The organism is Nocardia brasiliensis ATCC 700358 (assembly GCF_000250675.2).
GTDB classification, from domain to species: domain Bacteria; phylum Actinomycetota; class Actinomycetes; order Mycobacteriales; family Mycobacteriaceae; genus Nocardia; species Nocardia brasiliensis_B.
This window is the reverse complement of sequence record NC_018681.1, coordinates 4,802,026-4,820,487: the sequence shown is the minus strand read 5'-3', so window position 1 is coordinate 4,820,487 and position 18,462 is coordinate 4,802,026. Positions and strand designations below refer to the sequence as shown.

Sequence of the window (18,462 nt, the reverse complement as noted above, 5' to 3'; positions counted from 1 at the left end):
GCGGCAAATTCTGCGCCACCGCCGGGTGCCCGTCTTGGATATTCGCGACACCCTGTTTCGAGCGGCCCGGACCGGGTATTTGCCCCGACGTTCGGTTCGATCGAAATGAGATGAGTGCCAGCATGACTCAGACCAAGGCGACCAGCAAAGCGGAACGGATCGCCCAGCACCGCGTCTTCGAGCGCTTCGCCCGGGCGGGGTTCGTCATGACGGGCGTCGTGCACCTGATCATCGGCTACATCGCCATCCGCATCGCGCTCGGCGGTTCGGGCGGCGCCGCCGACCAATCCGGGGCGATGAAGGAATTGGCGGCGGAGCCCGGCGGCCCGCTCGTGCTGTGGGTCGGCGCGGTGGCCTTCCTGATCCTGGCGCTGTGGCGCCTGGTCGAAGCGGTGCTGGGCAGCGCGTCCAAACCGGACAAGGACAGCAAGAAGTCCGAGGCGTTCCGCCGGGTGAAGGCCTTGTCGCTCGCGGTGATCTACTTCGTCTTCGCCGTGTCCGCCTTCGGTTTCGCCCGCGGCAGCGGCAAGTCCAGCAGCGGCGAGAGCGCCGGGCTCGCGGCCCGCGTCATGCAGCACACCGCGGGCGCCATCGCCTTGGTCGTGGCCGGGCTGATCATCATCGGGGTCGGCGGCTACCACGTCTACAAGGGCGTCACCCAGAAGTTCGTCGACGATTTGCAAGGCGCGCCGAGCAAGCTGGTCCGGCGCCTGGGCATGGCCGGCTACCTCGCCAAGGGCCTCGCCGTCGGCGCGGTCGGCCTGCTGGTCATCCTCGCCGCGACCAAGTCCGAGCCCGAGAAGGCCGCGGGATTGGACGGCGCCCTGAAAATCCTCGGTGCCCAACCCTTCGGCATGGTCCTGCTCATCGTCGCCGGTCTCGGCATCATCACCTACGGCCTCTACAGCTTCGTCATGGCCCGCTACGCGAAAATGTAAGCCCCAGCACGACTTTGCCGCCGCAGCCCGCTGATCAGGCGATCAGTTTCTGGGTCTTCAGCCAGTCGTAGGCGACGTCGGCGGGGTCTTCGCCGTCGATGTCGACGCGGCCGTTGAGTTCCTGCATGAGGTCGTCGGTGAGGCGTTCGGAGATGATGCCGAGCAGCGGGCGCAGTTCCGGATGCCGTTCGAGCACGGCGCCGCGCACGACGGCGGTGCCGCTGTAGGGCAGGAAGAACTTGCGATCGTCTTCCAGGACAACGAGGTTCAAGTTCTTCACCCGGCCGTCGGTGGTATAGATCATGCCGAAGTTGCAGGGTGTGCCCTTGGCGGTGGCGGTGTAGACCACCCCCGCGTCCATCCGGGTCACGTTGCCGGACGGGACGCCGTTCGGATCGTTGTACGGAATACCGTATTTCGCCAGCATCGGTATGAAACCGTCAGAACGGCTGAAGAATTCGTCGTCGAGGCAGAAGGTGCGGTCGGGGACCGGCAAAGCGGCAACGTCGGACAGCGATTTCACCCGCAGGCGTTCGGCGTTCGGTGTCGACGCGCCGAAGGCGTAGGTGTCGTTGAAGTTGGCCGGCGGCAGCCACACCAGATCGTGATCACGCTGCTCCAGGTCGTGCACGCGCTGCCAGAGCTGTTGCGGGTCCGCGATCGTGTCGGTCTGGTTGTGGTAGTTCACCCACCCGGTGCCCGTGTACTCCCAGAGGATATCGGCGTCACCGTTGAGCTGAGCCTGCCGCGACGACGCGGAACCCGGCGCCCCGGTGAGGTCGGTGACCTTCGCGCCCGCCGCGCCCAGATAGGTCGCGGTGATCTTGCCGAGCAGCACGCCCTCGGTGAAGCTCTTCGAGGTGACGACCAGCTTCACCCCGTCCAGCGGCTGCGCGCCGTCGGGCAGCTGTGCGTCGTGAAAAGTGCCCGACGAGCTGACGAGGCCACACCCGGTGAGCGCGGCGCTCGCCACGACGAGCGCGGCGAGCAGCGTCGTGAGCCGCGGCGGCCTCATGCGATGCCCCGCGGCGTCGCGGCGAGTTCGACGAGCCGGCCCAGCCAGTCGATGGTCAAAGCCAGCAGGCCCACCAGGATCGCGCCGGAGACGAGCAGTTTCGGCAGGAACAGCGTGACACCCGTGGTGATCAGCGTGCCGAGGCTGGTCGCACCGATGAACGTGCTCAGCGTCGCCGTGCCGACCAGGATGACCAGCGCGGTGCGCACGCCGTTGAGGATGACCGGCACCGCGAGCGGCAACTCCACCTGGAACAACGTCCGGCTGCCGGAGTAGCCGATTCCGCGCGAGGCCTCGATGGTGCGATGGTCCACCTGCCTCAGTCCGACGATGGTGTTCTGCAGGATCGGCAGGATCGCGTACACGACGAGACCGACTATCGCCGTGCGGAATCCGGTGCCGAGCCAGAAAGTGAACAGCACCAGCAGGCCGACCGCCGGCGCGGCCTGCCCGATATTGGCGATGTTCACCGCGAGGGGTTCGACGCGTTCGAGCGCGGGCCGGGTGAGCGCGATGCCGAGCGGGATGGCGATGACGACCACGATCAGCGTGGCCACAACGGTGAGTTTGATGTGGGCGAGGATCGTAGTCTGCAAGTTGTCCCAGGCCAGGGACGCTTGCTCGGTGGGGGTGAAGGTCGTGGACCGGTACCAGAGGATATAGCCGAGACCGATGACGACGATGATGATCGGTTCGAACCACACGTCGAGCGGCACGCGCCGCAGCCTGCTCATGCCGGCTCGGCCGATCCGGGTTCGTCGTCGGCGGCGACCACCGGCGTCGGCGCGGGATCGGTGCCGTCGACGTAGGTTTCGTAGGACAGGTCGGGCTCGTCCGATCGCACCTCGGCGAGTTTGGCCTGGATCGTCTCGGTCACCGTGCCGATGCTGAGCGCGCCGACGACGGCGCCGCGACCGTCGGTGACGAGCGCGGCCCCTTGACTGGCCGCGAGCATGGCGTCGAGCGCATCGTTGAGCGTGGAGGAGCGGGCGACCACCGGCAGGCGCCGATCGAGGAAGTCCGAGACCTCCGGTTTGGTCCCCAGCTCGGTGAGCGAGGGCCACGACCGCGGCCGCCCGGCCTCGTCGACGACCACGACCCAGGTGTGCCCGGCCGCCATCGCGCGCTGGATCACGCCCTGCGCGGGTTCGCCGACCCGGGCGGTGACCACCTCGTCGTATTCGACGTCGCGCACCCGGGACACGGTGAGATACGCCAGCTTCGCGCCGGACCCGACGAACTCCTCGACGAACGGCGTGGCCGGGTCGGTGAGGATCTCCTCCGGGCTCGCGTACTGCTCGACATGCCCGCCCTCGGACAGGATCAGCACCTTGTCACCGAGTTTGGTGGCCTCCTCGAAATCGTGCGTCACGATCACGATGGTCTTGCCGAGTTCGTGCTGGATCGCGATCAGGCTGTCCTGCAAGCGCACCCGGGTGATCGGGTCCACCGCGCCGAACGGTTCGTCCATCAGCAGGACCGGCGGGTCCGCGGCGAGCGCGCGGGCGACGCCGACCCGCTGCTGCTGGCCGCCGGACATGTCCTTGGGTAGCCGGTCGGCGAACGTATCGGGATCCAGCCCGACGAGATCGAGCAGGTATTCGGTGCGTTCGGCGATCCGCTTCTTGTCCCAGCCGAGCACCCGCGGGATGGCGCCGACGTTCTTGGCGACGGTCCAGTGCGGGAACAGTCCGCCGGACTGGATGACGTACCCGATCGACTGCCGCAGCTTGTCCGGGTCCTCGCGGGTGACATCGCGGCCGTCGATGAAGATCCGGCCCTCGGTCGGTTCGATCAGCCGGTTGATCATCTTCAACGTCGTGGTCTTGCCGCAGCCGGACGGACCGACGAACGCGACGATGTCACCGGCGTCGATCTCCAGGTCGAGCCGCGCTACCGCGGGCGCGTCCTGGCCGCGGTAGCGCTTGACTACGGCGTCGAGTTTTATGTCGGCGCCGGTCACGTTGCGCTCCGGCGCGGGCGGAGCGGGGCGGCTGGTCACTTCGGTCATGACAGTCCCTTTGCGATCGTGAGGCGGCCGAGCAGGACGAGGAGTGCGTCGAACACCAACGCGATGAGGACGATGAGGATGGTGCCGGTCAACGCCATCTCGATGGCGTTGGCGCCACCGAGCCGGGACAGGCCGTTGAAGATCAGCGACCCGAGGCCGGGGCCGAGGACGTAGGCGACGATGGCGGCCACGCCGACGATCATCTGAGTGGAAACCCTGATGCCGGTGAGGATCACCGGCCAGGCGATCGGCAATTCGACGGTGAGCAGGATACGCAGCCGGGAAAAGCCGATGCCTTTGGCGGACTCGATGACCGAGGGCGGCACCGCGCGCAACCCCACGATCGCGTTGCCGATCACCGGCAGCGCCGCGAAGAACGTCAGCATGAGAAACGAGGGGACCACGCCCAATCCGAACGGCACCAGCAGCAGGGCGAGCAGGGCCAGCGACGGAATGGTCAGCGCCACCCGGCTAGAGGTGAGCGAGAGCGCGGCCAGCAGCGGCAGCCGATAGACCGCGACCGCGATGAGCACCGCGACGACGGTTCCGACCAGGACGGTCTGAAACGCCAGGGAGGCATGCTGATAAGTGAGGAACGCGAGGAATTCGCCCCGCCCTCGGATATAACTCCATAAATCCACGCGATTCCCCTCGTCGGGCAAGACCGGTCGGTACCTGCGGGTGCGTAATCACCGGACGCGAGCCGTCAAAGCGTAATCGAGACTTCGTGTGCGGTTCTGGATGGCGCGCTGCGCGCGGATCGCCGGGTTGCCGATCTCGCGATTGTTTTCACCGCCGAGCCGGTGTCCAAACAATTCGCACTCGATGGGGACGGCTAAGCCGCCGTGGTAAGTGGATCGACGGCGGAGTAGGATTCGGCATTTCCCGCGATCACGGTGCTGGACGTGCCGTCGACGCCGACCGGGATATCGCCGGCCAGGGTGATCCGGGTGAGCCTGCGGTGCTCCGCGCCGTCGTAGTCGTCGATCGCGTAGTGCTGGGTGGCACGGTTGTCCCAGATGGCCACGTCGCCGAGCGACCAGTTCCACCGGACGGTGTGCTCGAGCCGGGTCACCCGATCCTGGAACAACCGGAACAGCGCCTGCGACTCGCTGCTGGACAGGCCCACGATCTGCTTGACGAAGCAGCCCAGCAGCAGTGCGCGCTCGCCGGTCTCCGGGTGCACCCGGACCACCGGATGTTCGGTCTCGAAGTAGGTCGACTCGAATTCGCGGCGGTAAGCGCGCGCGTTCTCGTCCGGGCGATCCTCGACGGTGGCCGCGTAGTCGTACTGGTTGGTGTGCCGCGCGCGCAGGCTGTCGGCCAGCCGCCGCAGCGGCTCCGGCAGCGAGTTGTAGGCGGCGACGGTCGAGGCCCAGGTGGTCGCGCCGCCGTAGCTCGGCAGCGTGACCGCGCGCAGGATGGAGGCCTTCGGCACGCGGTCGACGAAGGTGACATCGGTGTGCCAGGTATTGGACCGGCCGTGGTGGGAGTCGATGGCCAGGCTCTTCACGCCCGCGGAGGTGAGCGTCGGGTGCGGTGTGGTCGGGGTGCCGAGCAGTTCGGCGAATTCGTACTGGCCGTCCTCGGTGAGGTGGTGCTGTTCCCGGAAGAAGATCACCTTGTGCTCGTTGAGCGCGGCGCGCACGGTGGCGACGGTCGCACCGTCCAAGCCACCGCCGAGCCGGACTCCCTCGATTCGGGCGCCGATGTGCGCACCGAGCTTGACCACCTGCACCGACATTCCACGACCTTTCGCTCCACCCGGATGATTACGGATGAGGAAACCAGGCCGGGCGCGGCTCGGCCAGTATTACGGTCACCGGGATCGCAATGTGCAATCGCGCATCAACTGCCATTTTGTGCGGCCGAATCCGACGCGCTCGAAAGTGGTCGGCGCAGGAATCTTCCCGGACGCCGGTAGAGCAGGAATACACAGATCGCGTTGGCGGCCAACAGTAGTAGTCCTTGTTCGCCGAGCCACAGCCATGCCCGCGCGCCCGTGGTGTGGGTGTCGAATACGGATTGAATCACCGAATTCCACGACGCGTGCAGCACGACGGCGGGCCAGACGCTGCCGGTATCCAGCCGCACTCGCGCGAAAACATAGGAGACCACGACGATTTGGATCACGAACAGCGGGGCGATCACCAGCACGGAACCGCCGTTGCCGCTCAGATAGTTGCCACCGATGATCAACGGCAGATGCCAAGCGGCCCAGATCAATCCGCCGACCAGAATCGGCCGCGGTATGCCCGCGTCGATGAGCCGGGTGAGCAGATAGCCGCGCCATCCGAGTTCCTCGCCGAGCGCGAACACCAGGCCGATGGCGGTGCCGGGCACCAGGCCGATGAGCAGTTGGACCGCGAAGGCGAACCAGCCCGTGGCTTCGCCGTCCGGCGTGCTGAACTCGGCCAGGCCGGTGAGCCAGCCGACGCCGTACGCGGCCCCCGCGACGACCACCGGATAGCCGAGCGCGAACAGGCAGGCCCACCAGCCGCGCCGGCCGCCGAAGCGCAGCGAGATATCGCCGAATCCCTCGCGCAGCAGCAGCCGGGCGAGCAGCGAGGCGACGCCCGGCGCCCACATGAGCAGCAGGATGCCGATTTCGTTGCGCGCCACGACCGCGAAGATCATGGCCGGTGCGGACAGCGCGACCAGCGCGACGAGGAATAGGCCGACGCCCCGCTGGGCGAGTCGACGGCGGTCGGGTAACGGTGGAGCGTCGGGTCGCCCTGGGGTCATGCGGGCACACTATGCAGCGGGCAGACGGTTCGTCGTCAGCCCGGAGGATGGTATCGGCCTCCGGTATTTCCCTGACTCGCTTGTGCGCGAAGGGGTTCCGGGGTCAGAGCGTGCCCTCGCGGGCCGACCGCCACAGATCGACCGCTCCGTCGTCGTCGAGCAGGGCGTCGATCTCGGCCAGTTCCTCGGCGCGGAACTCGAGGCCGTCGAGCGCGGCGACGTTCTGCTCGAGCTGGCCGGTCGTGGACGCGCCGATGACCAGGGACGTCACCCGCTCGTCGCGCAGCGCCCACGCGAGCGCGAGCTGCGCGAGCGTCTGGCCGCGCCGCTCGGCGAGGGCGTGGAGCTTGCGCAGCCGGTCGATCATCGCGGGGGTGAGCAGCTCGTTCTGGAACGACTTGTCCTGGGCGGCCCGCGATTCCCGCGGAATGCCGTCCAGATATTTCGCGGTGAGCAGGCCCTGGGCCAGCGCGGTGAAGCCGATGACGCCGAAGCCCGCCTCGGCGGCGGCGTCGAGCAGTCCTTCGGTCTCGATCCAGCGGTTCAGCATCGAGTACGACGGCTGGTGGATGAGCAGCGGCGTGCCCAGCTCCCGCAGCAGCCCCGCGATCGTGCGCGAATCCTGCGCGGTGTACGACGAGATGCCGACATAGAGCGCTTTGCCCTGCTGCACCGCGGTGTGCAGCGCCGACGCGGTCTCCTCCAGCGGTGTCGTCGGGTCGAACCGGTGCGAATAGAAGATGTCGACGTAGTCCACGCCGAGCCGGGTCAGTGACTGGTCGAGCGAGGCGAGCACATACTTGCGCGAGCCACCGCCCTGCCCGTACGGTCCGGGCCACATGTCCCAGCCCGCTTTCGTGGACAGCACGAGTTCGTCGCGATACCGAGCCAGGTCCTCGCGCAGGATGCGTCCGGCGTTGATCTCGGCCGCCCCGTACGGCGGCCCGTAATTGTTCGCCAGATCGAAATGGGTGATACCCAGGTCGAAGGCACGCAGCGCGATCTCGCGCTGGGTGCCATACGGCCGGTCGTCGCCGAAGTTGTGCCAGAAGCCCAGCGACAGCATCGGCAGATCGAGCCCGGATCGGCCCGATCGCCGATACCGCATCGGCCCGTCGTACCTGGTGGGTTCGGGAACGTAGGTCATAGGGGATCTCCTCGGCGTTCGTGGTCGACGGTTGCGGCCGGTGCGCGTGGCACGCACCGCATCATTGCGCTGCGTGCTCAACGGAGGTCGGCGGCGACCTTGCCCAGGCCGTCGGCGATGGCTTTGCGTTGTTCGGGGGTGAGGACGTCGATCAGGAGTTCGCGGACCAGAGCGACGTGGCCGGGGGCGGCGGCCTGGAGTTTGCGGCGGCCGGCGGGGGTGAGGGTGGCGATGATGCCGCGGGGGTCGTCGGGGGCTGGGGTGCGGCGGACGAAGCCTGCCTTCTCCAGCTGTCCGATCTGATAGGTGAGACCGCTCTTGGAGGTGAACAGGGCGGCGGAGAGTTCGGTCATCCGCAGCGCGTCGCCGGGCGCGTCCTCGAGTCGCACCAGCACCTCGTACTGGGTGTGCGACAGGTGCGCGTCCTCCTTGAGCTGCTGTTCGATCCGGCGGTTCAGCAGTGCCGTCGAGGCGAGGAACGCCTGCCAGGTCCGCATCTCTTCGTCGTCGAGCCAGCGGGGCTCGTCCAATGTGACCACCCTCCCTATTGTTCAAATTCGAACGATAATCTACCATCGTCGACAGATGTTCAAATTTGAACTACTTGCTGGAGGCCGAGACCGATGCGAATGCCCGTGGTGTACCTCTCGCACGGCGCCCCGCCGCTGGCCGATGACGCGGTATGGCCGGGGCAGTTGGCCGCGTGGTCCGCCGAACTGCCGAAACCCGAAGCGGTACTGATGATTTCGGCGCATTGGGAAGACGCGCCGCTCGCCGTCGGTGCGACCGCGACGGTTCCGCTGGTCTACGACTTCTGGGGCTTCCCGCAGCACTACTACGACGTGACCTATCCCGCGCCCGGGGCGCCCGAACTCGCCGACGACGTGCGCAAACTGCTGCGCGCCCCCGGCCGCTCGGTGCACGACGTGCCCGATCGCGGGCTCGACCACGGGGCGTACGTGCCGCTGGTGGAGATGTACCCGGCGGCCGACGTGCCCGTGCTGCAACTGTCGATGCCGACGCTCGACCCGTCCGGTCTGCTGGACCTCGGCCGCAAACTCGCGCCGCTGCGCGACCAAGGCGTGCTGATCGTCGGCAGCGGTTTCTTCACCCACAATCTGCGCGCGCTGACCCAGGACGGCTCGGTGCATCCGGTGATGACCGAGTTCGACGACTGGGGTCGCCGGGCGCTGGCCGCCGGGGATGTCGACGCCCTGCTCGATTTCGAGCAGAAGGCCCCGGCCGCGGCGGCGGCGCACCCGCGGACCGAACACTTCGCGCCGCTGTTCGTCGCGCTCGGCGCGGCCGACGCCGACCTGAGCACCCAGCGCAGCGTGATCGACGGCTTCTGGAACGGCCTGGCGAAACGTTCCCTCCAATTCGGCTGACCCCTGCCCCCACTGAAAGGACCATCGAATGAGTTCCACCGCAACACCCGCACCTACCGCATCCACTGTCGCGGCCCGCGTGGCGACGGACCACGCCGCGACCCCGCACGCCTACGACGCGGGCCTGCTCCTGCTGCGCATCGCGGTCGGGCTGACCATGGCCGCGCACGGCGCGCAGAAGCTGTTCGGCTGGTTCGGTGGTGGGGGACTGGACGGGACCGGAAAGTTCTTCACCAGCAAGGGTTATCCCGCCGGTGAAGCCATGGCGTTCGTCGCGGGCGTGACCGAGACGTTCGGCGGCCTCGCGCTCGCCGTCGGCCTGCTCACGCCGCTGGCCGGCGCGGCCGTGGTCGGCACCCTGCTCAACGCCATCGCGGTCAAGGGCACCGGCGCGTTCTTCGCCCCCAAGGGCATCGAATACGAACTGATCCTCACCGCGGCCGCCGCCGCCCTCACCCTGACCGGCCCCGGCCGCTACGCTTTCGACCGCTTCGTCCCGGTCCTGCGCAATCACCGGCTCATCTACGGCCTCGCTGCCATCGTCCTCGCCCTCCTCGCCGCCGGAGCGGTCCTCGTCGTGCGCAGCTGAGGGCTGAATCGCCGCTGCCGAGTGGTGCGGCGGTCCCATCTGCTGCCGAGGAACCGGCGGTATCTTCTGCACGAAATCTCCACAGGCGCAACACCACAAGCGTCTCGCGGCTCGCTATCGTAGCCTCGTGCCCACCCTGCAGCCCTGGCAGCGTTTCGGCGGAAGCCACGCGGCCTGGATCGTCTTCGCTGTTGCCGTCCTCGCCGGTCTGTCCGTGCTGCTGTCGGTGACGTTCGCCGACGCCTGCTACTACCTGGAGTGCCGGAACACGTTGGCGCCCTACTCCCTTTCGCTGGGGATGACCGCTGCCGGTGTCGGACTCTCGCTGATCGTGGGCGCGGTGCTGCTCTACCGCACCGGGCGTCACGGTCGGCCGCGGTTCAAATGGGCGGTGATCGCGGCAGCCGGCGTTTTCGTGTCCTCCTGCAGCGGTTGGCAACTCATGACCGTCGCGCCCTTCGACGACCGACCGGCGCTGACCCGGGAGGCAAGGGATATCGCGACTGTGCTCGGCCGGCTGCCGGGAGTCCACCGGGTGTCGACCGAGATCGACGGTCTGTTCTCGACGGTCGTCGTGCTGTCCGGGGAAGCGTCGGCGGCGCAGGCCAAGGCGGTGATCGAGGCGTTCCGCGACCAGGTGGGGGCCGCAACGGATTTCGCTCAGTGGGAGACAGAGCTGGAAGTCCGTCGCGAACAGTCCGGAAGCTCCTTCAGGGCCGGGAAGCCCGGGTTCGTCGAGGCGCCGGACCGCGCCGGTCTGTGGTTCGCCTTGACCGAGGCTCTTCCCGAGGACGAGGTGAAGTGGACCTACCGCACGTGGGCCCACTACTCCTACGGATCAAGCGATCAGTTCGAGCGAGGAGATGTCGGCGTCGGTGATATCTCCGTGAAACTAATGCGCGCGAGCGATTTCGGTGGTGTCACCGACACGTACCGACGCCTGATGCAGGAGTTTCCCGGGCTGTCGGGGGCGCGCTGGCAGATAGGTCCCGCCGCCGCCGGGAGCGGGTCGCTGTCCGTGGCCAACCGGTACCCGACCGAACTCGAATTCTCTGTCTGGCAACGACTCAACGAAGACCGATCCATGCCGCACAGCGTGCTGATGGCTTCGGGGACCGCCCTACCGGCACGGCCACCGCGACCTCAGGTCACCGAGCAGCTCCACTCGGGGAATCTCGACGACGCGAGAGTGCTGGCCGAGCAGCATCTTCCGATCGTCGCGGAGCTGGGTGCGCCCGAGATCGACTATTTGGTCACCACCGACCCCGACGACTACTTCACCCCCGAAGGATTGAGACGCATTTGCCTCGAACCAAGCCTGTCGATGACCGTCACCAATCGCGCGTATCCCGCAAACCACCCGCCTGCGTCCGCCGCAGAGCCCTTCTCGGTCCGGTACCGGACCTGCTGATCGGCGGTGCGGCATGAGCGACGAGCAAGGCCCGCCGGACCACTGGCTGCGGCTCCCGGACGGTGACTACTGGCGTTAGGACCGTATCTGTCCTAAGCGCCCGGCATGCTCGAACCATGAGCGAAATCGAATCGACTGCGGCACCGGCGGAACAGACCGCGATCACCGACTACGACGATCCGAACGCGCCGTGGAACCAGGAGTGGGATCCCGCGGTCGGCATCGCCGACTGGAACGATGATGTGATCGCCGAGTTCCGGGCGAACTCGGGCAAGGTGGGTGGGGCGTACGCGGGTGGCGACCTGATCCTGCTCACCACGACAGGCGCGAAAAGCGGCAAGCGGCATACGATTCCGCTGGGCCCCGGGTATCGCGGCGACATCATGTATGTGAGTTCGTTCATGGAGGACAGGTACCCGGCCTGGTGGCACAACATCAAGGTGAACCCGCAGGTCACCATCGAACTCCGGGACAAGACCTACCGGGGGACCGGCAAGGTGCTCGAAGGCGCGGACTACGCCGAGTTCGCGACCTGGGTGCTGGCCGACAACGCGCTGCTGGCGGACTTCCAGTCCAAGGTGGACCGCCCGATACCGCTGGTTTTGCTGACCCTCGATAGCGAGATCGCCTGCCGGACAAGCGATCGGGAGGAACTAACTTAACCGCCTGCTCGGTCTACGCCGCCGTCGATTCCTCCTGATCGTCCGACCTACCGGCGGAGATCAGGATCCGCGGAGCCCGAGGGTGCGCAGTTCCAGGGCGGCGAGGGCGCGGACGGTCGAATCGTCGCCGCGGCGCCACGCCGCCACCACCTCGGGATCGATGCGGTCGAGCCGGCGCAGCGGCTGGTGGGTGAGGGCGCGCAGGGCGAGGAGGTCTCGTCCGCCGGGCTCCGCACGCAGCCGAGTCGCGGTGGCGGCGCGGCGAATCCAGCGCAGCCGCAGCGGCAGCCAGACGAACAGGACCAAGCCGAGGGGCACGACGGACAGGCCGATGGCGAGGGCGAGCGCGAGATCGCCGACCAGGTCCTGCTGATCGTGGCCCGCCTCGGCGATCGAGCGGGCAGCCGTGGCCGCCCGCTCGAACGGCGAGGTCAGTTCGTCGCCCACCACGGGAACCCGGCCCACCTTGTCGCCGACGGTGTCGAGGTTGTCGGCCAGGCCGCCGCCCGCGCCTTCGAGTTTGCGCCCGGGCACGGCGAGGGCCAGTACCAGGTCGTGTAGCCACAGGGCAGCGCGGAGGGTACCGTACACCCACGCTGCCACGAGGAGATCGGTGACGAGCTGACGCAGTGCGGTGGGCGGGCGGTCGGCGTAGATCCTCATGCCCTCAGAATCCACCGGACCGGCTGCTGATCAACGGTTTTCGGTTATTGCGGCCGATCCGATCTCACTTGCCCGCGGGGATGATCGGCGGGACGTAGTCGAACGTCATGCCGAGCAGCCAGACGAGCAGCAACACCACCGGCAGGTGGAAGATGAACTGCAGGAACGTGAACCCGACGAGATCGCGCGCCCGCAGTTTCAGCACCGCGAGCAACGGCAGCATGAAGAACGGGTTGATCAGGTTGGGCAGCGCCTCGGCCACGTTGTAGATCTGTACCGTCCAGCCGAGATTCATCTGCACATCGGTCGCCGACTGCATGACGTAAGGCGCTTCGACCAACCACTTTCCGCCGCCGGACGGGACGAAGATGCCGAGCACCACGGTATAGAGGGCGATCACGACGGCGAAGCTGCCACCGCCGCCGATGCTGGTGAAGAAGTCGGCCAGGTGTTCGGAGACGGTGATCCCGCCGCGCCCTTTCGCTTTGGTGAGGATCGCGGCCATCGCGGCGTAGAGCGGGAACTGCACCAGGATGCCCGCGGTGGCGGGCACGGCCAGGGTGACGGCTTGCAGGAACTTGCGCGGCGTCCCGTGCAGCACCAGCCCGAGCATCAGGAAGACGAGCAGGTAGCCGTTGAGGCTGCTGACCACGGTGAGTGCCGCCTTGGTGACGAACTGGGAGATCAACCAGCCCAACGTCATCAGCCCCGCGATGATCGGCAGGATGCGGCTGTACTCGAGCCATTCGCCGGGCCGCGCCCGCGGGGTGACTTCGTCGGGCTGATCGTCGAGGTCGACCTCGAGTTCTTCGGCGGTCTTGATCGCCTCGCCTTTCGGCGCCGAGAAATGGGCGATCACCACGGTGATGGCCATGATGATCGCGCACGTCAGCAGCGACTGCCAGGTGAAGATCGTCTTCCCGAAGTCCAGGACGCCGGTGATCCGCAGCAGAGCGGGCGGTAAGGAACTCGCCGTCGCTTGCAACTGCGCGGCGGAGGACGAAATACCCAGTGCCCATACGGCGCCCAGCCCCATGAAGGCCGCCGCGCCGAGCGCGCGATAGTCCACCCGCAGATCGGTGCGCCGGGCGATCGCGCGGGCCAGCAGGCCGCCGAACACCAGGCTGAGTCCCCAGTTCAGGAAGGACACCGACATGCTCAGGAACGCAACGAAACTCACCGCGCCGGCCGCGGATCGCGGTACGGCGGCGAGGCGTTCGATGAGCCGCGCGACCGGTGGGGAAGTGGCCACCACGTAGCCCGTCAGCACGACCATCGCCATCTGCAGCGTGAAAGCCGTGAGATCCCAGAAGCCGTCGCCGAACGCGGTCACCACGGTCTGCGGCGACGAGCCGTTCGCGAATGCCGCGACGGCCACGATGAACACACCGGCCAAGGCGACGACGTAGGCATCCGGAAACCATCTCTCCGTCCATTTCGCGAGCGACTGCGCGATTCGCGCTAGTCCCTTCTCGGAGCTGGCTTCGTCGATCGTGGCCGTCATGGAGCTGTCCCTCATCTTTCTGCACACCACCCACGCGCGCGCATGTGACGCACCGCACACGGGCTCGGTTGGCCAGTATCGAGGCCCACCTGTCCGCAGACAATAAGGAATCGCGCAGATCCGGTCTGCAAATATGCAGAAATCCCCCCTGGTCAGGGGGGAGGGTGACCGGTATGTCCGGGTCGGGCTAGCGGTCGGCTCGTGCGAGGTCGGCGCGCAGGTATTGCGCGGTCACGGACTCGTCGTCGTCGGTCAGGTCCCGGGGCGTGCCCTCGAAGAGGACCCGGCCGCCGTGCCGTCCGGCGTCGGGGCCGAGGTCGATGACCCAGTCCGCGTGTTTGACGACCTCGAGGTCGTGTTCGACGACGATGACGGTGTTGCCGTCGTCGACCAGCTGATCGAAGAGGGTCAGCAGGCGGTCCACATCGGACATGTGCAGGCCGGTGGTCGGCTCGTCGAAGACGAAGACCGTCCCGGTGTCCTGCAGGCGATGGGCGAGCTTGAGCCGCTGCCGTTCCCCGCCGGACAGGGTCGAGAGTGGTTGGCCGAGTGTGAGATAGGCGAGTCCGACCTGGTCGAGCAGGGCGAGCTTGCCGATGACCTTGTCCTCGGTGAAGTAGTCGAGGCCCTCTTCGACGGTGAGTGCGAGCACCTCGGCGATGTTCTTGCCGCGCAGGGTTTTCTCCAGCGCCTCGGGCCGGTACCGCAGCCCCTCGCACACCTCGCAGGTGACGGTCACCGGGTCCAGGTAGGCGAGGTCGGTCTGGATCACGCCGCGCCCGTGGCAGGCCGGACACGCGCCGGTGGAATTGAAGCTGAACAGACCGGGTTCGGCGTCGTTGGCCTTCGCGAACAGCGTGCGAACCGTGTCCATGATGTCGACATAGGTGGCCGGGGTCGACCGCGCGGAGATGCCGATCCCCGACTGATCGACCATCACCGCGTCCGGATGCTGCGTGGCGAAAGCCCCTGAGATGAGCGAACTCTTGCCGGATCCGGCCACGCCGGTGACCGCGGTGAGCACCCCGGTCGGGATCCGCACCGTGACGTTGCGCAGGTTGTTCAGCTTCGCCTTGCTGATGGTCAGCGACCCCGTGGCCGTGCGGACCTGTTCCTTCAATCCGGTGTGCGCGCACAGCCTGCGTCCGGTCAGCGTGTCGGAGGCGAGCAGCTTGCGGAAAGTGCCCTCGAACACCACCTCGCCACCGTGCGCGCCGGCGCCGGGGCCCATGTCGACGATGCGATCGGCGACACTCATCACGTCGGGGTTGTGTTCCACGACGAGCACCGTGTTGCCGTTGTCGCGGAGCCGGCCCAGTAGTTCGTTGAGCCGGTGTACATCTCGGGGATGCAGCCCGACGCTGGGCTCGTCGAAGATGAAGGTGAGATCGCTGAGGCTGCTGCCGAGGTGGCGCACCGTCTTGAGCCGCTGGCCTTCGCCGCCGGACAGGGTCGAGGTCTCGCGGCCGAGGCCGAGGTAACCCAGACCGATGGATTCGAGTCGCTCCAGCGCGGTGACAGCCGCCTGGACAACGGGTTTCGCGACCGGATCGTCGATCTTCCCCAGCTCGACGATCAGCTCGCTCACCTCCATCTCGGCGTAGTCGGCGATGTTCTTGCCCTTGATCTTCGAGGCGAGCGCCGCCTTGTTGAGCCGCGCACCACCGCACACCTCGCAGGTCCGGGTCGTGACGACCTGCTCGACGTCCTTGCGCTCCTTGTCTTTCAGCGCGTCCAAGCCGTTGTCCAGGTACCGGCGGTTGAACCGGACGACGATGCCCTCGTAGGTGTTGGAGTGGGTGACGTCACGCCCCGGCCGCCTGACCTTGAAGCCGCCCCCGTGCAGCAGCAGGTCCCATTCCTCGGAGGTGAAGTCCCGCAACGGTTTATCGGCATCGAAGAGCCCCGATTCCGCGTACGTGGTCCACGGGTATCCGCCGACCGCGAAGAGGGGAGAGGTGATCGCGCCGTCGTTGAGCGATTTGCTCTTGTCGAGCAGCAGGTCGAGGTCGAGCCGCGCGGTGCGGCCGAGCCCCTCGCACTCGGTGCACATGCCCTGCGGCACGTTGAACGAGTACGCGGTGGATTCCCCCGCGCTGGGCTTGCCGTGCCGGGAGAACAGCACGCGCAGCATCGGATTGATCTCGGTCATCGTGCCCACGGTCGAGCGGCTGTTGCCGCCGAGCTGACGCTGATCGACGACGATGGCGGTGGACAGGTGCGCCATGTTCTCCGCGTGCGGGCGCTCGTATTTGGGCAGCCGGTTGCGGATGAACCACGGGAAGGTCTCGTTGAGCTGCCGCTGGGACTCGACGGCGATCGTGCCGAACACCAGCGACGACTTTCCGGAACCCGACACGCCCGTGAAGACGGTCAGCTGCCCCTTCGGGATGCTCAGCGATACGTTCTTCAGATTGTTCTGCCGGACTCCGGCCAGGGTGATGCTGTCGTTCGCTTGTCGTCCGCCTCGACCGGACATCTCCGACTCCCCTCAGCGTGACCAAACTAGTTTCCAAAAGGAAACTATACCAGTACGCGCACGTCGTAAGCGGTGAGCCACTCATCGATGCGGATCGGTGTTTCGTTGAGTAGCCCCCTTTCCTGCATCGAAACAGGCTTGTCGACGGGCTGATCCAGATGCCGGTGGATCGCGTCGAGATCGAGCAGCGGCAGCGACGGCGAATTCGGCTCCGCGACGATCTTGCCGAGGACCTGCTTGATCGCCTTGTCGTAGCCCGAATCCTGGGTGGACGGATAGGGCGCTTTCCGGCGTCGCACGATGGAGTCCGGCAGCAGATCCCGGGTCGCGGCGCGCAGCAGACTCTTCTCCCGGCCGTCGAAGGTCTTCATCGACCACGGGGCGTTGAAGACGTACTCGACCAGGCGGTGGTCGCAGAACGGTACCCGCACCTCGATCCCGCTCGCCATGCTCAGCCGGTCCTTGCGGTCGAGCATGACCGGGAGGAACCGGGTGAGATTCAGGTAGCTCGCGGCCCGCATCCGGCGGTCGAGTCCGGTCTCGCCGGGCAGTTCCGGAACTTCCCGCAGGGCGGTGTGATATTGGTCCGCAATGTATTCGGTGAGGTTCAGCTGCGCCGTCAGATCGGGATCCAGGAAGGCCGTGGACTGATCGGCGACGGAGCGCTCGCCGAGCGCGTGCCACGGGAACGTATCGGCCTGCACCGCACGCTGATCGTGGAACCAGAGGTAGCCGCCGAACACCTCGTCCGCCGATTCACCGGACAGGGCGACGGTCGATTCCTGCCTTACCGCGCGGAACAGCAGATAGAGCGACGGACCGAGATCACCGTCGCCGTAGGGCAGATCCCAGGCGCGCAACACCGCCGCTCGTGCGCTCGGCGACGCCAGATCCGCGTTGTCCAGCAAGATGACTCGATGATCGGTGCCGACGTGGCGGACCAGTTCCGCGGCGAACGGCGCGTCCGGCGCCTCGCGCAGCGGTTCCGGTTCGAAATTCTCCACCTGACCGACGAAATCCACCGAGAAGCTGCGAATCCGGCCACCGCGGCCGGCGTCGAGCGCGCGCTGGCCCAGGGCGGTCAACGCGCTGGAATCCAACCCGCCGGACAGTAGCGTGCACAGCGGAACGTCGGCGACCATCTGCCGGGAGACGATATCCGCCAACAACTCTCGCACCTTACCGACGCTGGTGGTCACATCGTCGGGGTGCGGCCAGGATTGCAGCTCCCAGTACTTCTCCTCGGATCGCCGTCCGCCGCGGAGCCGGAGTACATGGCCGGGCCGCACCTCGTACATGCCTTGTAGCGGCGTCCGGCCGGGGACGCGGACAAAGGACAGCACGTCACGGAGTCCGTCGAGAGATAGTTCGGCGCGGCTTTCCGGATGGGCGAGAACGGCTTTCGGCTCGGAGCCGAAGAGCAGGCCGTCGCGGGTGGGGTAATAGAACAGCGGTTTGACGCCGAGCCGGTCGCGGTACAGCAGCAGTTCCTCGGTTCGGCTGTCCCAGATCGCGAAGGCGAACATGCCGTTGAGCCGCCGCACAAAGCCCGTTCCCCATTCGAGATAGGCGCGCAGCACGACCTCGGTGTCGCTTCTGGTGCGGAAGCGGTGGCCGAGTGTCAGGAGTTCGTCGCGCAGTTCGACGAAGTTGTACACTTCGCCGCTGTAACTCAGTACGGCCAACGGTGTTCCGTCGGACAGTGTTTCCGGTGTGGCCATCGGCTGCTTGCCGCCTTCGAGGTCGATCACCGACAGCCGCCGGTGCCCGAGGGCGCAGCGCGGGTGCAGCCACATGCCTTCGTCGTCGGGGCCCCGAGCGGCCATGGTGTCGACCATGGCCTGCACTGTCCGGCCTTCGGCGGTGAGGTCACGGTCGAGCGCGACCCAGCCGGTGATTCCGCACATCGT

At 67.1% G+C, this 18,462-nt stretch carries 17 protein-coding genes; 5 read left to right on the top strand and 12 right to left on the bottom strand.

Annotated elements, in window-relative coordinates; translation table 11 throughout:
- Window positions 1–122 precede the first annotated feature (122 nt).
- Complete coding sequence (locus tag O3I_RS21485) at window positions 123–938, top strand: DUF1206 domain-containing protein (RefSeq protein WP_014985080.1); 816 nt, start codon at window positions 123–125, stop codon at window positions 936–938.
- A gap of 34 nt (window positions 939–972) precedes the next feature.
- On the opposite strand, the gene O3I_RS21480 is transcribed toward O3I_RS21485, so the two are convergent.
- The 8 genes from O3I_RS21480 to O3I_RS21445 form a co-directional block, all read right to left on the bottom strand.
- A complete protein-coding gene (locus O3I_RS21480; RefSeq protein WP_014985079.1) occupies window positions 973–1,953 on the bottom strand; it encodes a glycine betaine ABC transporter substrate-binding protein in 981 nt (326 codons plus the stop codon).
- Window positions 1,950–2,687, bottom strand: a complete 738-nt coding sequence (locus O3I_RS21475) for an ABC transporter permease (RefSeq protein ID WP_014985078.1) — start codon at window positions 2,685–2,687, stop codon at window positions 1,950–1,952. Before O3I_RS21475 ends, O3I_RS21480 begins: the two co-directional genes overlap by 4 nt.
- Window positions 2,684–3,964, bottom strand: a complete 1,281-nt coding sequence (locus tag O3I_RS21470) for an ABC transporter ATP-binding protein (RefSeq protein ID WP_014985077.1) — start codon at window positions 3,962–3,964, stop codon at window positions 2,684–2,686. Before O3I_RS21470 ends, O3I_RS21475 begins: the two co-directional genes overlap by 4 nt.
- Window positions 3,961–4,605, bottom strand: coding sequence for an ABC transporter permease (locus O3I_RS21465; RefSeq protein ID WP_014985076.1), 645 nt, complete (start codon window positions 4,603–4,605; stop codon window positions 3,961–3,963). Before O3I_RS21465 ends, O3I_RS21470 begins: the two co-directional genes overlap by 4 nt.
- A 194-nt stretch (window positions 4,606–4,799) precedes the next feature.
- On the bottom strand, window positions 4,800–5,708 hold the full coding sequence (locus tag O3I_RS21460) for a TauD/TfdA dioxygenase family protein (RefSeq protein ID WP_014985075.1): 909 nt from the start codon (window positions 5,706–5,708) through the stop codon (window positions 4,800–4,802).
- Window positions 5,709–5,812: 104 nt separating this feature from the next.
- Entirely contained in the window at window positions 5,813–6,709 is an 897-nt protein-coding gene (locus O3I_RS21455) for a type II CAAX endopeptidase family protein (RefSeq protein ID WP_081594061.1), read from the bottom strand.
- 103 nt (window positions 6,710–6,812) lie between these two features.
- A complete protein-coding gene (gene mgrA / locus O3I_RS21450; RefSeq protein WP_014985073.1) occupies window positions 6,813–7,856 on the bottom strand; it encodes an L-glyceraldehyde 3-phosphate reductase in 1,044 nt (347 codons plus the stop codon).
- Window positions 7,857–7,933: 77 nt separating this feature from the next.
- Window positions 7,934–8,395: a MarR family winged helix-turn-helix transcriptional regulator gene (locus tag O3I_RS21445; RefSeq protein ID WP_014985072.1), complete on the bottom strand. Its 462-nt coding sequence runs from the start codon at window positions 8,393–8,395 to the stop codon at window positions 7,934–7,936.
- A gap of 90 nt (window positions 8,396–8,485) precedes the next feature.
- Between O3I_RS21445 and O3I_RS21440 the strand changes: the two genes are divergently transcribed.
- The 4 genes from O3I_RS21440 to O3I_RS21425 all read left to right on the top strand — a co-directional run bounded on the left by O3I_RS21440 (window position 8,486) and on the right by O3I_RS21425 (window position 11,906).
- Window positions 8,486–9,244, top strand: coding sequence for a dioxygenase (locus O3I_RS21440; RefSeq protein WP_014985071.1), 759 nt, complete (start codon window positions 8,486–8,488; stop codon window positions 9,242–9,244).
- 28 nt (window positions 9,245–9,272) lie between these two features.
- Window positions 9,273–9,833, top strand: coding sequence for a DoxX family protein (locus O3I_RS21435; RefSeq protein ID WP_041562757.1), 561 nt, complete (start codon window positions 9,273–9,275; stop codon window positions 9,831–9,833).
- A 127-nt stretch (window positions 9,834–9,960) separates the two neighbouring features.
- The gene (locus O3I_RS21430; protein ID WP_014985069.1) at window positions 9,961–11,244 is read left to right on the top strand and encodes a hypothetical protein; all 1,284 of its coding nucleotides are present in this window, start codon (window positions 9,961–9,963) and stop codon (window positions 11,242–11,244) included.
- A 116-nt stretch (window positions 11,245–11,360) separates the two neighbouring features.
- Complete coding sequence (locus O3I_RS21425) at window positions 11,361–11,906, top strand: nitroreductase/quinone reductase family protein (RefSeq protein WP_014985068.1); 546 nt, start codon at window positions 11,361–11,363, stop codon at window positions 11,904–11,906.
- 60 nt (window positions 11,907–11,966) lie between these two features.
- Here the strand turns inward: O3I_RS21425 and O3I_RS21420 are convergent, their stop codons facing one another.
- The 4 genes from O3I_RS21420 to asnB form a co-directional block, all read right to left on the bottom strand.
- Entirely contained in the window at window positions 11,967–12,569 is a 603-nt protein-coding gene (locus O3I_RS21420; RefSeq protein WP_014985067.1) for a hypothetical protein, read from the bottom strand.
- Window positions 12,570–12,633: 64 nt separating this feature from the next.
- Entirely contained in the window at window positions 12,634–14,073 is a 1,440-nt protein-coding gene (locus tag O3I_RS21415) for a short-chain fatty acid transporter (protein WP_014985066.1), read from the bottom strand.
- A 187-nt stretch (window positions 14,074–14,260) separates the two neighbouring features.
- Window positions 14,261–16,552: an ATP-binding cassette domain-containing protein gene (locus O3I_RS21410; protein ID WP_014985065.1), complete on the bottom strand. Its 2,292-nt coding sequence runs from the start codon at window positions 16,550–16,552 to the stop codon at window positions 14,261–14,263.
- Between the two features lie 44 nt (window positions 16,553–16,596).
- Window positions 16,597–18,459, bottom strand: a complete 1,863-nt coding sequence (gene asnB / locus O3I_RS21405) for an asparagine synthase (glutamine-hydrolyzing) (RefSeq protein ID WP_014985064.1) — start codon at window positions 18,457–18,459, stop codon at window positions 16,597–16,599.
- Window positions 18,460–18,462: the final 3 nt, after the last annotated feature.

Bases quoted from the DNA above. Each gene is read 5' to 3' on its own strand.
- O3I_RS21485 (WP_014985080.1), top strand. From the start codon at position 123: ATGACTCAGACCAAGGCGACCAGCAAAGCGGAACGGATCGCCCAGCAC.
- O3I_RS21480 (WP_014985079.1), bottom strand. From the start codon at position 1,953: ATGAGGCCGCCGCGGCTCACGACGCTGCTCGCCGCGCTCGTCGTGGCG.
- O3I_RS21475 (WP_014985078.1), bottom strand. From the start codon at position 2,687: ATGAGCAGGCTGCGGCGCGTGCCGCTCGACGTGTGGTTCGAACCGATC.
- O3I_RS21470 (WP_014985077.1), bottom strand. From the start codon at position 3,964: ATGACCGAAGTGACCAGCCGCCCCGCTCCGCCCGCGCCGGAGCGCAAC.
- O3I_RS21460 (WP_014985075.1), bottom strand. From the start codon at position 5,708: ATGTCGGTGCAGGTGGTCAAGCTCGGTGCGCACATCGGCGCCCGAATC.
- O3I_RS21455 (WP_081594061.1), bottom strand. From the start codon at position 6,709: ATGACCCCAGGGCGACCCGACGCTCCACCGTTACCCGACCGCCGTCGA.
- mgrA (WP_014985073.1), bottom strand. From the start codon at position 7,856: ATGACCTACGTTCCCGAACCCACCAGGTACGACGGGCCGATGCGGTAT.
- O3I_RS21440 (WP_014985071.1), top strand. From the start codon at position 8,486: ATGCCCGTGGTGTACCTCTCGCACGGCGCCCCGCCGCTGGCCGATGAC.
- O3I_RS21435 (WP_041562757.1), top strand. From the start codon at position 9,273: ATGAGTTCCACCGCAACACCCGCACCTACCGCATCCACTGTCGCGGCC.
- O3I_RS21425 (WP_014985068.1), top strand. From the start codon at position 11,361: ATGAGCGAAATCGAATCGACTGCGGCACCGGCGGAACAGACCGCGATC.
- O3I_RS21420 (WP_014985067.1), bottom strand. From the start codon at position 12,569: ATGAGGATCTACGCCGACCGCCCGCCCACCGCACTGCGTCAGCTCGTC.
- O3I_RS21415 (WP_014985066.1), bottom strand. From the start codon at position 14,073: ATGACGGCCACGATCGACGAAGCCAGCTCCGAGAAGGGACTAGCGCGA.
- O3I_RS21410 (WP_014985065.1), bottom strand. From the start codon at position 16,552: ATGTCCGGTCGAGGCGGACGACAAGCGAACGACAGCATCACCCTGGCC.
- asnB (WP_014985064.1), bottom strand. From the start codon at position 18,459: ATGTGCGGAATCACCGGCTGGGTCGCGCTCGACCGTGACCTCACCGCC.